Source organism: Aeromonas sp. HMWF016 (genome assembly GCF_963878195.1).
Taxonomy (GTDB): Bacteria; Pseudomonadota; Gammaproteobacteria; order Enterobacterales; family Aeromonadaceae; genus Aeromonas; species Aeromonas lacus.
In genome coordinates this window covers 1-11,780 of sequence record NZ_CAWNWX010000091.1, presented here as the reverse complement: position 1 = coordinate 11,780, position 11,780 = coordinate 1, and the positions used below count along the sequence as shown (strand labels likewise).

The following is an 11,780-nucleotide window of genomic DNA, read 5'->3' as shown; positions in this document are numbered from 1 at the left end:
CCGTGGGAGGGCGCAAACGGTCCATTTTTAACATTCTGAGCAAGGAGAATTAAGGATGATGAGGCTAACCAGTATCGCATTGCTCCTGTTTGCCGGCGCGGCGGTCGCCGGCAAAGAGAGGAACCTCGATTTTTACAACATCAAGGAGCCGCAGCTTCTCGAGTTGTTTGCCCGGCAGCAGGGATCGCCGGGGCAGTCGATCAGGGATTTTTCCGGGCTCTTTCTGGGCAATCCCTACGTCGCAAACCGGCTGGTCGGCTCGAGCGATACCCAGGAGCAGCTGGTGGTGGATTTTGGCGGGCTCGATTGTTTCACCTATCTGGATTACGTCGAGTCACTGCGTCGCGCAACGAGTGTGCATCACTTCATCGAGAACGTGATGCACACTCGTTACGTGAACGGTGAGGTCAACTATTTGACCAGAAAGCACTTCTTCTCCGACTGGGTGCATGGTGACAACCGGGTGAGTGACGTGACCCATCTGGTGGGCGGCGCCGTGGTGACCACGGCCAAGCAGCTCAACCAGAAGGCGGACGGCGGCCACTACATTCCGGGGTTGGGAGTGACGGCGCGGGACATCACCTACATTCCGTCCGCCAGCATCGACGAGAACACCCTGAGCCTGCTGGAAGATGGCGACTACATCGGCATCTATACCGATCTTGCCGGGCTCGACGTGACCCACACCGGCATCTTCATCCGTGGCGAGAACGGCCCCGTGCTGCGCAATGCCTCCTCCCTCTCGAGCAACATGCAGGTGGTGGACTCCCCTTTCCTGGAGTACGTGCAGAACAAGCCGGGGATCCTGGTCTACCGGGCTCAGGCCGAGGGGTCGAGCTCCTAAGGCGGGCCCTGGCTGCGGCCGGCCCGGGCGCGCTGGGTGCCGCATAAAAGAAAAGCCCCGAGGCGATGCCCGGGGCTTTTTCGTTGGCGGCGCATCCCCTCAATGGGGCTTGAAGCGCTCGACCCAGGGGTTGGCGGTGAGGCCGTGCAGGATGACGCTCAGGATGATGGTGCAGAGCACGGTGGCGATGATGGGGCGCTGGCCGATAAGGGCCGGCTCGTTTTGCAGCACCATCACCGCAAAGACGATGCTGGCAAGGCCCCGCGGCCCGAACCAGCCGATAAAGAGCTTGAGCTCGGGCTTGAGGCCGGTGCCGATCAGGCTCAGCCAGACCGGTACCATCCGCAGCAGGGTCAGGCTGGCGGCGGCATAGAGCCAGAACTGCCAGTGCAGCAGCTCCGGCAGGATGGGCATCAGGGTCGCGCCAAACACCATCCAGATCACCACCGAGAGCAGGTCGCCATACCCCTCGCAGCTATCCATATAGGCGTGCTTGTGCTCGCCAAGGCGCCGTCCCATCAGCAAACCACCGACGAAGGCGGCGATAAAACCGCTGCCACCGAGAGTCTGGGCCAGCGCAAAGCAGAGCAGGGCCAGTCCGGGCATGGTGAGCTGACGCCAGAGCGGCAGTTGCCAGCCGTTGAGATAGGAGACTTTCAGCAGCCGGACGGTGAGGGCGGTCAGTACGAAGGCGACCAAAAGACCGATACCGATCTCCTCCAGCATCAGGGTGATGGCGAGCGCTGCGGTGCCGGTGTGCTCCTCGGTGGGGGCGATAAGAGCGAGCAGCAGGAGCAACACAGGCACGCAGATGCCGTCGTTGAGGCCACTCTCCTGATTGAGCCCTTCGCGCAGTGGTGCCGGTACCGCCGGGTTGCTCACCACCGCCTTGCCGAGCGCCGCATCGGTGGGGGCGAGAATGGTGGAGAGGATCGCCATCTCCAGCAGCGGCAGGTCGGGGAAGAGCCAGTGACCAAACAGGGCGCCACAGAGCAGAGTGAGGGGGAGGCCGATCAGCAGCAGCCGGATGGGGAGCTGGCGGTTGGCCAGCAGCACCTGCCAGTTGGTGTTGGCGGCATCGTTGAACAGCACGATCACCAGAGTCAGCTCTGCCAGCAGCTTGATGCCGGCGCTGTCGATGGAGAGGGAGAGCAACTCCAGCCCTCCCGGCCCCAGCAGCCAGCCGGTCAGCAGAAAGAGCAGGGGGCCGTTGACCAGTTTTGACTCGAAGCGCCCCGCGATCAGGCTGTAGAGCAGTAAAAAGGCGGCGATCACCGCCAGATTCTGGTAAAGCAGGTGTGCATCCATACAACCTCCTTCCAGCCCCGCGGGGCGGTTTAATCGGTCAGGCAGTCCGGGTCGAACACATACTCGCCGTCCAGCCAGCGCACGATTTCATCGACGCAAGCCTGATCGCGAAACGGCAGGTAGCGCGCCTTGAGGGCGGCAATCTGCTCGGGAGTGAGTCGGGCCAGCCCAAGATCCTGAAACAGCGGCAGGTCGGCCTCAATCATCGCCGAGATCTGCGGGCCGCAGGTGGCGTTGAGGGAGGCGTGCAGCGCCTTGTCGGGATCATACTGCTTGCCGAGCTTGTAGCTCATCGGCAGGGTGGCGAGTGGCAGGGCGGAGAGTGCCGCCTGCTTCATCGGGTTGACCGCATGGCCGGAGAGCAGATCCGCCAGCTCGGCGGGGCGGTTCTCGAAGGCACGCAAATAGAGGTAGCTGCTCGCCTTGCTGCCATCGTTGACCGGGTAGTTGTCCCACAGGAAGGGCTTGCGGCCGAGCAGCTCGGTCACCTGCTTGAGGTGTACCGCCGGATACTCGGTCGAGCAGACCTTGGGGCCGGTCCAGAAGATCTCGAAGCGGCGGTCGAGCTGTTCGCCAATCTCCTCCAGATAGCGCGGTGGCATGGCACCGAACACCTTCTCCAGCACCGGATCGGTCGAGTAGTAGCTGGGGCAGAAGATGAGGCGGCTCGCCTTGCTGTGGGCCGCAATGTCGTGGGCGATGGTGAGCTGGTGTCGGGCCAGATCCGGGGTATCCCCCTTCATGTCGTCAAACAGCACTGCCAGAATGTCGGGTTGCAGCACTTCATCGATGATGCGCACCTTCTCGAGCAGCGCCGGGCGCTTGCGATCATAGTCGTGATGCGCCCCCATGGGGCTCAAGCCCACCCCGAAGGCGAGGCCGTTGGCGCGGCACTGGCGCGCCAGTTCGGCGAGATCTGCCAACTGCTGCGCGGGCCAGGGGAGGGCCCAGTGTTTGCGCAGATAGCCATCCTCTTTCGGGGCGTAGATATAGAAGCCGTAGCCGTGGCGCGGCAGCCACTGGGCGTAGCGGGCACGGGCCTGCCAGCTCCATCCCTTGCCAAAAAAGCCCTCGATCACCCCCAGATTGGCAGAGGGGGGCAGCAGACCGGACTGCAAACTCTGATATGGCATAACTCTCTCCCTTCTTGCTGGGGGACTTGATACGGGCCGGTCGTCTAGACCGGATCCTCTTCCTGAAAACGAACCCCGATCTTGACGGGAATGCTCTCATCCATTTCGGCCACGGTCCAGATCAGGCCCTGCCACTCGATGTGGTCACCGACTACCAGATTATCGCCAAGCTGGCTGGCAATAAAATCGCCCAGTGTCTGATCCGCCACCTCGCTCACATCCAGCCCGTAGATAGGGGCGAGATCCACCAGCCGCGCTGCTGCATCCAGCTGGAAGTCACCGAAGAAGCGCGGGCCGAGATCCTGCTCCGGCGCCTGGCTAAAGAGCTGGCCAAGGGCGGGCAGATCTCGCTCGTGGCCGATGACGCAGAGAATATCGTCCGCCTGCAGGCAGGTACTGCCGGAGGGGTGGAGCAGCTCGCGGCCGCGAAACAGGGCGCTGACCCGTGTGCCGGCAGGCATGCGCAGATCCCGCAGCGGCGAGCCGATGCACCACTTCTCCTCCCCCAGCTGGTAGACGAAGGTCTCCCACTGGCTGTCGAGATCGATCTCGAGCCCCGAGCGGTTGATGGGGGACGGCGGTGCCGGTACTTCGACCCGCGCCAGTTTTGAGGCCAGCGGCAGCGAGCTGCCCTGCAAAATCAGCGAGACCAGCACCACGAAGAAGGCGACGTTGAAGTAGAGCTGGGCGTTGGGCAGCCCCGCCATCATGGGGAAGACCGCCAGAATGATGGGCACCGCGCCGCGCAGGCCAACCCAGGAGATAAACCAGCGCTCGCGCGGGGCAAAGTTCTTGAACGGCAGCAGCCCGATCCAGATGGAGATGGGGCGGGCAAACAGGATCATCCACATCGCCAGCGCCAGCGCCGGCAGGGCGATGGGCAGCAGCTTGTGGGGTGAGGCGAGCAGCCCCAGCACCAGAAACATGCCGATCTGGCTGAGCCAGGTCAGGCCGTCCAGCACCGACAAGGTGGTGCTGCGACTGCGCAGGGAGAGGTTGCCGAGCAACAGGCCGGTCAGATAGATGGCAAGAATGCCGCTGCCACCCACCGCCGTGGTGAGGGCGAAGATGAGCAGGCCGCCGCTCACGGTGAGTAGCGGATAGAGCCCTGGCGCCAGGCGGGCGGTGTTGATGAGGCGCCACAGCAGCCAGCCACCGGCAAGGCCGATCCCGGCGCCAAGACCGAACTGTTTGACCAGTTGCAGCAGCAGGAAGCCTGCATCCAGCCCTTGTTGGGCGGTGGCGAGCACCTCGATCAGGGTGACGGTGAGAAATACCGCCATGGGGTCGTTGCTGCCTGACTCTATCTCCAGCGTCGCGCTCACCCGCTCGTTGAGGCTGCGCCCGCCAAGCAGGGAGAAGACTGCAGCCGCATCGGTGGAGCCGACGATGGCGCCAATCAGCATCCCCTGCATCAGGTTGAGGTCAAACAGCCAGGCGGCAGCGAGGCCCGTCAGGCCAGTGGTGATGGCAACCCCGACCGTCGCCAGCGACAGGGCTGGCCAGAGTGCCACCCGGAACGAGGAGACCCGGGTGCGCATGCCGCCGTCGAGCAGGATGATGGCCAGCGCCAGGTTGCCCACCAGATAGGCGATGGAGTAGTCGGCGAAGTGGATGCCGCCGGGGCCATCTTCCCCCGCCAGCATACCGACGGCGAGGAAGATGACCAGAATGGGAATACCGAGACGGGAAGAGAGCGCACTTAGCAGGACACTGGCTCCAACCAACAGGGCACCGACAAAAAAGAAACTGTTGATGGTCACTGCATCCAAGGGCGAACTCCTTTCTGACTAACGGCAAAGTAGGCACATTATATGCAGTTAAGACCCCCTTGTGTGGTTTAATCGTGCATTAATTTGCATCTTTTGACATTTTTTCACCACTCGCGCGCCATCTTCTGACCCCTCAGAGTGGGTGAGAGGGGATGTTGGCGGTGATGGTCAGATGGAAACCTGACGCCGGGGGAGTAGAGGCAAGGGGAGGAGATACACAGCAGACAAAGAGAAGGGAGCACACTGGTGCTCCCCGGATGGCACGACTCAGTCGTCGTCATCGTCCTTCACTTCACGGATCTTGTCCTTGTATTTGGGCAACTGCTTCTCCAGCCGTTTCATGTCTTTGATGGCGTTGAGAAACAGCCCGAGCAGAAAGAGCAGTGGCAGCCCTATCCAGAGCCAGAGATTCATGTGCTACTCCTTTCATCGCAGGGCAATTCAGTGGATGGCAAGGTGACATAACGGGCCAGGATCTTGTCCAGATTGGCCAGAATGGTCGCCTTGCCTTCAATATCCGCCTGTTGCAGGCAAAGTGCCAGCGCCGCCGGGTCGAGCTGCTGCTCGCCCGCTTCGGGGGCGAAGCTGATGTGCCACGGCTCGTAGGCGACGCCGCTGCCTGCGCCGACCGGTTTGGCATAGGGCAGGAAGAAACCGAAATCCCCCATATGGTCGCTGAGCCACTCGCTCAAGTCGGCAAACCAGCCCCCGGCTTCATACTCCCAGGGTTCCAGCGCCAGTTTGGTGTCGGCGGGCAGGCAGTCCGGGTCGTAGATGTCGAGATCGGTGCCCCAGTGGTGGCGACTGGTGCCGGGCAGGGCGCTCCAGCGCAAAATGGCGTGTAGCCGCTCTTCATCGCTCAGCTGCAAGGCATCAATGGGCTGGCTGTTGGCATCGAGCAGCGGCCGCTCGCCGCGCCACTTGCCATTCCAGATGGCGAGCTGGCGATCAAAACCGCGCCAGCTGGACGCCGCTTGCAGGTTGAAACCGGCGTGGGCGGCGGCCACCTGCATGTCGTTGAAGGAGGCAGCCGCAGCCGGGGTCAGGCGGTGGGGGCCGCGCCCCACCACAATAAGGTGGCTCTCGTCGAGCCCCATCAGCTGTTCCTGCGTCATGCCAGCAGTCGCTCCAGCACCCCTTGGTACATATCGGCCAGCAGATCCAGATCGTCCGCCTTCACGCACTCGTTCACCTTGTGGATGGTGGCGTTGACCGGGCCGAGTTCGATCACTTCGGCGCCGGTGGGGGCGATAAAGCGCCCGTCCGAGGTGCCGCCGGTGGTGAGCAGGGCTGGCTGCTGGCCATTGACCGCCTCGATGGCAGAGACTGCCGCCGCCAGCAGTTTGCCGGTATCGGTGAGGAACGGTTGGCCGGAGAGGGTCCAGTTCAGCTGGTAATCGAGACCATGTCTATCCAGCAGCGCCTCGACCCGCTCGCGGATATCCAGGTCGGTCAGTTCGGTGCTGAAGCGGAAGTTGAACTGGACGTGCAATTCGCCCGGAATGACGTTGGAGGCGCCGGTGCCCGCCTGAATGTTGGCTATCTGGAAGCTGGTGGGGGGGAAGTAGGCGTTGCCCTCATCCCACACGGTGGCGGCAAGTTCAGCCAGCGCTGGCGCGGCTTTATGAATGGGGTTGTCCGCCAGATGGGGGTAGGCGACATGGCCCTGCACCCCGCGTACCAGCAGATCGCCGGTGATGGAGCCGCGCCGGCCATTTTTCACCACATCCCCCACCACGGCGGTGGAGGAGGGCTCGCCAACGATGCACCAGGTGATCTTCTCGTTACGCGCTTCCAGGGTATCGATCACCCGGGTGGTGCCATTGATAAAGGGCCCCTCCTCATCGGAGGTGATAAGGAAGGCGATGGACCCGGTGTGATCCGGATGCTCGGCCACGAAGCGCTCGACCGCTACTACCATGGCGGCCAGCGAGCCCTTCATGTCGGCGGCGCCACGGCCGTAGAGCACGCCATCCCTGATGGTTGGCTCGAACGGCGGGGTGTGCCATTTCTCCAGCGGGCCGGCGGGCACCACGTCGGTGTGGCCGGCGAAGCAGAACAGCGGCCCCTCGCTGCCGCGGCGGGCCCAGAGGTTGGTGGTGTCTTCGAACACCATGGGCTCGATAACAAAGCCGAGTTTGGCGAGGCGCTCCGCCATCAGGGTCTGGCACCCTTCATCCTGCGGGGTAACGGAGGGGCGGCGGATCAGATCCTTGGCCAGTGCGATGACATCCGACATCAGTTGTCCTTAGTTGTCCTTAACGGGAGAAGAGGGATTGGTAGTGATCGGCCTTGAAACCCAGGGTCAGCTCGCCGTCACGATCCAGCAGCGGGCGCTTGATCATCGCCGGGTGCTCCAGCAGCAGGGCGCGCGCCTTGGCGGTGTCGAGCCCCTGTTTGGCCTCATCCGGCAGGGCGCGGAAGGTGGTGCCGCGGCTGTTGAGCAGCGCTTCCCAGCCGAGCTTGGCCAGCCAGTGGTCGAGATCGTCCGGGTTCAGGCCATCGGCGCGATGGTCGTGAAAGCGGTAGTCGATGCCGGCCTCATCCAGCCACTTGCGGGCTTTCTTGATGGTGTCGCAGTTCTTGATGCCATAGAGGGTGGTGGCCATGGGGAGTCCTTCTCTTGTGGGCGCTGGCCGTGGCCGCGCCCGAAAATCCGAATCAACAGAGTGCAAGGGCCCGATTCTGGCATTGTGGCGATCCCATGGCAACGCTGATGGCACCGTCGGGAGGATCGAGAGGAGGAAAAGCGGGGAGCCAGATAGCCAGAACGCGCCGGGTGGCGCGCTCTGGAGAGGCAGAAGAGTGACTCTTCTGTGCTGCCGGGGCAGCTGGTATCAGTGCAGCGGATGCCAGGGGTGATCAAAGACCCGAGCACGCTCCCAGGGGGCGTCGGGCAGACTGGAGGAGAGGCCGCTGTATTTGCCCACATCGTCCACCACGATGGCGGAGAGGATTGGCAGATGGTTTTCGGTGCAGTACATGCGAACGCGCTGCAGCAGGGTGCGCAGTTCGTCCTGATGCTGCTCCAGTCCGGCCAGTTTGGCCAGTTTGGAGTAACGAATGGTGGTGCGTTCCTTTGCAGACTCGACGAGGATATCCCACAGCTGATAATCGCAGGTCGAGACACCTGCGGTGGCTTGGTTTGTCATAACTCTCTCCGGCGCGAAATGGTCGCTCTTGTCGATGCGCATCTTGGCCGCTTCGGGGGCGGCTTATGTTGATCCAACGCAAAAAAGAGGGGAGTCGCGTTACACAATTCCCGATTAAACCGTGTAAAACGGTTCTCGGTAGTGTGAATGATGAAAAAGTGTTACCTGCTCGACATATTATGCTGTCTGATGACGGTGATGGCCCCTTTATTGATGGGGATCAAAGGCAAGTTCTGGTCAGATCACTAGATTTCGCTCTTCGATAAATTTATCAGGAGTGAATATTGGAACTCGTCTTCGTCTTGCTCGTACTGGTGGCCGTGGTCTACGGCATCATCAAGGATTACAACCCGCAGGCGGTGCTGGCATTGGCCGGTATGGCCATTTTCACCCTGGCCTACTGGCTGGGATTGCACCCCATTCTGCCCGCTGACAAGAGCACCGGCTTCGCCCTGTTCGATCTGTTCGAAGTGTTCAAGGGGATCTTCTCCTACCGTGCGGCGGGCCTCGGCCTCACCATCATGGCGGTGGCCGGCTTTGCTACCTACATGTCCCATATCGGTGCCTCCCAGGCGCTGGTGCGGGTGGCGGTCAAACCGGTGGCAGGCATTCAGTCCAGCTACCTGATGCTCTCTATCTGCTATCTGGTGGCGGTCTTTGTCTCCCTGTTCGTCACCTCCGCCACCGGCCTTGGTCTGCTGTTGATGGTCACCATGTATCCGGTGATGCGCAACCTCGGCATCAGTCCGGCCTCCGCCTGTGGCGTCATCGCCACCTCCCAGGCGTTCGAGATTGGCCCGACCCAGACCAACGCCATCTTCTCCGCCGGCCAGTCCGGCATGGATCCGACCAGCTATTTCGTTGACTACCAGATCTGGCTGGTGGCTCCCATGCTGCTGGTGACCATGGTGCTGCACTTCTTCTGGCAGCGGCACTGTGACCGCAAGGATGGCTGGGATCCGGCCCAGCATCGCGGCGAACACGCCGAGCTGGACGAGAAGGGCACCGACGCGGTAGCGGCGCCCACCTGGTATGCCCTGCTGCCCATCATCCCCTTCGTGCTGATGATGACCTTCTCCAAACTGCTGGTGACCACCATCAGCGTCAGTGTGGAAGTGGCCATGCTGCTGTCGGTCTTTATCGGCATGCTGTGTGAGCTGTTGCGTACCCGCTCGGTACGTACCGCCTTCGCCGGGCTGTCGAGCTTCCTCGACGGCATGGGCAAGGTGTTTGGCCCTGTGGTGGCGCTGATCGTCTGTGCCGAGCTGTTTGCCGAATCCCTCAAAGCCATCGGCGCCATCGACACCCTGCTGCACTCTGCCAGCAATGCCGGTATCGGCAGCGGTCTGATGACCCTGGTGATGGTGGGCCTCATCATGGTGGCGGCGGTGATCATGGGTTCTGGCAACGCGGCGTTCCTCAGCTTCTCGACTCTGGCACCTGCCGTGGCAGCCAAATTCGGCGTACCGGCGGTGACCATGCTGCTGCCGATGCAGCTCGCCTCCAGTATCGGCCGCACCGTCTCCCCGATTGCGGCGGTGCTGATCGCCTGTGCGGGCATCGCCAAGGTCTCCCCCTTCGTGGTGGTCAAGCGCACCTGCGTGCCCATGGCGGGGGCGCTGGTGACGGCGTTGACCCTCAACTATCTGCTGTTCATGTAAAAGCTGTGGTTTACAGGGCGGTCGGCCACCCGGTTCTGGCTGGCTGACCGCTGTTGGCAAGGCGGGTGTGACAGCTCGCCGTTCCGCATTGTTGCAAAAACAATCTGATTTTTTCGCAGATTGTTTCATGGAGAAGATAATGACCAACCTCACGCGCCCGTTTTCCCTCGATACCTATCTGGCCGATCTGGCCCCGCTCATCAATCTCGATTGCGGCACCCGCACCCCGGCCGGGGTGGCCAAAGTGGCCGACATCATGACCGAGAAATATGAGGCCATCGGCTGGCAGGTGACTCGTCACCAGTTCGCCGCCGAATGTGGCCCCTGCCTCGAGGCAACCAATGCCCCGGGGGCCGATCACTACGACGTGATGCTGGTGGGCCACATGGACACCGTCTTCCCCGAGGGGACGGCGGCCAAGCGCCCGCTCAAGATTGAAGGCAATCAGGCCTTTGGCCCCGGCGTCTCGGACATGAAGAGCGGCCTGCTCTCCACCTGGTATGCCCTGAAAGAGATGGATCCGGCGCAGCTGGCCAAGCTCAAGGTGCTGGTCTGCTGCAACTGCGACGAGGAGATTGGCTCCCCCTGGTCCAAAGATTGGCTGGTGGAGAAGGCCAAGCAGAGCGGTTGCGTGCTGGTGGCCGAGGCGGCGCGCCCCAACGGGGATCTCATCAGCGCCCGCAAGGGCAATGCCAAGTACCGCATCCGCTTCCACGGCAAGGCCTCCCATGCCGGTTCGGCCCTGACCGAAGGGGTCTCCGCAATCACCGAACTCGCTCATTGGGTGCTCGCCATCAACGAACAGGTCAATATGGAGACCGGTACCACCATGAACGTGGGGGTGGTGCAGGGCGGTACCGGCGTCAACGTGGTGCCCGACTTTGCCGAGGCGATCGTCGATCTGCGCTTCTGGAGCAACGAAGAAGCTGTGGCGGTGCACGAGCGACTCACCTTTATGGCCAACAACCCCTTCCTCGCGGGCTGCCGGGTCGAAGTGGATCGCCAGACCTTCAAGCCGGCGATGCGCCCGAGTGGCGACACCGAGGCCGTGATGGCGCTGGTGGAGTCGGCAGCGAAAGAGGAGGGGATCGGCTTCAACTGGCTTGAGGCCGGTGGCGGCTCGGATGCCAACTTTACCGCAGCGGCTGGCGTGCCGTCGCTGGATGGCTTCGGTCCCATGGGCGGTGGCTTCCACTCGGAGGCGGAGTTCCTGCTGCTCGACAGCATCGAGCCACGGATCCGCCTGCTGCAGCGGGTGTTGGGTAAGCTGGCCAACTAGGTCGGCGTCAAAGAGAAGCAAAACGGGAGGCCATCGCCTCCCGTTTTTTTATCAGCCGTGCCTGCGAACCTTCATCCAGCAAAGCGGCGCCTCTTGTGCCCTCAACCTTCATCTTCCAGCAGATAGGCAAGCGGTTCCTGATGGGCAAGCTGCCAGTGGCCGAGCACCAGCGGCGCCGCAAAGCCCGGGCCGTCGGTCACCATGGTGTGGTATTCCCCCTGCTCGCCGCAGGCATCGAAGCCCCGGGTTGCAGCCAGCTGCTGCAACTCGGCGAGGGTGGCGGCATTGAGGGTGCGTCCCACCCACTCGGAGGCCAGCACCCTGGTATCGACGCAGGAGAGGTGGGCGACGATGCCGCGGGCCAGCAGATCCGCCAGCAGCGCCTCGCGTGAGAGTTGCCAGAGCGGCGTATGCACGGTGAGACCAAGCGGGCGACAGCGCTCGCGGATCCAGTTAGGCGCACCACCCACGCTGTCGATATCGCCGGTGACCACCCCATCGAGTTGCCACTCCTCCTTAAGCTTGGCCAGCGCCCGCTCATAGCCGAGATCGAACGGCGCCTCTATGGTGACCAGCAGATGGGGCAGCACGAGGGCCGCCGCCTGCCGACGTACTTGCGACAGGGGATGGG

Annotated in this window: 12 protein-coding genes; 3 read left to right on the top strand and 9 right to left on the bottom strand. The window is 62.7% G+C overall.

The window, feature by feature from the left end; all coding sequences use genetic code 11:
- The first annotated feature begins 55 nt into the window (after window positions 1–55).
- Window positions 56–844 (top strand): DUF1460 domain-containing protein, encoded by a 789-nt coding sequence (locus AACS24_RS14570; protein WP_108570396.1) that lies wholly within the window; start codon window positions 56–58, stop codon window positions 842–844.
- Between the two features lie 99 nt (window positions 845–943).
- Here the strand turns inward: AACS24_RS14570 and AACS24_RS14565 are convergent, their stop codons facing one another.
- The 8 genes from AACS24_RS14565 to AACS24_RS14530 form a co-directional block, all read right to left on the bottom strand.
- Window positions 944–2,152 carry a cation:proton antiporter gene (locus tag AACS24_RS14565; RefSeq protein ID WP_108570395.1) on the bottom strand — a complete coding sequence of 403 codons (1,209 nt, stop codon included), beginning with the start codon at window positions 2,150–2,152 and terminating at the stop codon, window positions 944–946.
- 29 nt (window positions 2,153–2,181) lie between these two features.
- Window positions 2,182–3,285 (bottom strand): beta-N-acetylglucosaminidase domain-containing protein, encoded by a 1,104-nt coding sequence (locus tag AACS24_RS14560; RefSeq protein ID WP_108570394.1) that lies wholly within the window; start codon window positions 3,283–3,285, stop codon window positions 2,182–2,184.
- A gap of 44 nt (window positions 3,286–3,329) precedes the next feature.
- Window positions 3,330–5,057: a potassium/proton antiporter gene (locus AACS24_RS14555; protein WP_108570393.1), complete on the bottom strand. Its 1,728-nt coding sequence runs from the start codon at window positions 5,055–5,057 to the stop codon at window positions 3,330–3,332.
- A 267-nt stretch (window positions 5,058–5,324) separates the two neighbouring features.
- Window positions 5,325–5,471 (bottom strand): hypothetical protein, encoded by a 147-nt coding sequence (locus AACS24_RS14550; protein WP_104015276.1) that lies wholly within the window; start codon window positions 5,469–5,471, stop codon window positions 5,325–5,327.
- Complete coding sequence (locus tag AACS24_RS14545) at window positions 5,468–6,172, bottom strand: M15 family metallopeptidase (protein WP_108570392.1); 705 nt, start codon at window positions 6,170–6,172, stop codon at window positions 5,468–5,470. The genes AACS24_RS14550 and AACS24_RS14545 overlap by 4 nt, the downstream gene beginning before the upstream one ends.
- On the bottom strand, window positions 6,169–7,296 hold the full coding sequence (dapE, locus tag AACS24_RS14540; RefSeq protein WP_108570391.1) for a succinyl-diaminopimelate desuccinylase: 1,128 nt from the start codon (window positions 7,294–7,296) through the stop codon (window positions 6,169–6,171). Before dapE ends, AACS24_RS14545 begins: the two co-directional genes overlap by 4 nt.
- A 19-nt stretch (window positions 7,297–7,315) precedes the next feature.
- On the bottom strand, window positions 7,316–7,666 hold the full coding sequence (locus AACS24_RS14535) for an ArsC family reductase (RefSeq protein WP_108570390.1): 351 nt from the start codon (window positions 7,664–7,666) through the stop codon (window positions 7,316–7,318).
- 228 nt (window positions 7,667–7,894) lie between these two features.
- The gene (locus AACS24_RS14530; protein ID WP_108570389.1) at window positions 7,895–8,209 is read right to left on the bottom strand and encodes a hypothetical protein; all 315 of its coding nucleotides are present in this window, start codon (window positions 8,207–8,209) and stop codon (window positions 7,895–7,897) included.
- 284 nt (window positions 8,210–8,493) lie between these two features.
- Here AACS24_RS14530 and dcuC point away from each other — a divergent pair, with 284 nt between their 5' ends.
- Window positions 8,494–9,870, top strand: coding sequence for a C4-dicarboxylate transporter DcuC (dcuC, locus tag AACS24_RS14525; RefSeq protein WP_033112828.1), 1,377 nt, complete (start codon window positions 8,494–8,496; stop codon window positions 9,868–9,870).
- Window positions 9,871–10,009: 139 nt separating this feature from the next.
- On the top strand, window positions 10,010–11,149 hold the full coding sequence (locus tag AACS24_RS14520) for a M20 family metallopeptidase (RefSeq protein WP_108570388.1): 1,140 nt from the start codon (window positions 10,010–10,012) through the stop codon (window positions 11,147–11,149).
- A 101-nt stretch (window positions 11,150–11,250) separates the two neighbouring features.
- Here AACS24_RS14520 and AACS24_RS14515 read toward each other — a convergent pair.
- Window positions 11,251–11,780: hypothetical protein (locus AACS24_RS14515; protein ID WP_108570387.1), on the bottom strand; the 530-nt coding region annotated here is incomplete at its 5' end.

Excerpts from the sequence above, each read along its gene's own strand:
- AACS24_RS14560 (WP_108570394.1), bottom strand. The coding sequence starts at position 3,285 with ATGCCATATCAGAGTTTGCAGTCCGGTCTGCTGCCCCCCTCTGCCAAT.
- AACS24_RS14520 (WP_108570388.1), top strand. The coding sequence starts at position 10,010 with ATGACCAACCTCACGCGCCCGTTTTCCCTCGATACCTATCTGGCCGAT.
- AACS24_RS14565 (WP_108570395.1), bottom strand. The coding sequence starts at position 2,152 with ATGGATGCACACCTGCTTTACCAGAATCTGGCGGTGATCGCCGCCTTT.
- AACS24_RS14550 (WP_104015276.1), bottom strand. The coding sequence starts at position 5,471 with ATGAATCTCTGGCTCTGGATAGGGCTGCCACTGCTCTTTCTGCTCGGG.
- dapE (WP_108570391.1), bottom strand. The coding sequence starts at position 7,296 with ATGTCGGATGTCATCGCACTGGCCAAGGATCTGATCCGCCGCCCCTCC.
- AACS24_RS14545 (WP_108570392.1), bottom strand. The coding sequence starts at position 6,172 with ATGACGCAGGAACAGCTGATGGGGCTCGACGAGAGCCACCTTATTGTG.
- AACS24_RS14530 (WP_108570389.1), bottom strand. The coding sequence starts at position 8,209 with ATGACAAACCAAGCCACCGCAGGTGTCTCGACCTGCGATTATCAGCTG.
- AACS24_RS14570 (WP_108570396.1), top strand. The coding sequence starts at position 56 with ATGATGAGGCTAACCAGTATCGCATTGCTCCTGTTTGCCGGCGCGGCG.
- AACS24_RS14535 (WP_108570390.1), bottom strand. The coding sequence starts at position 7,666 with ATGGCCACCACCCTCTATGGCATCAAGAACTGCGACACCATCAAGAAA.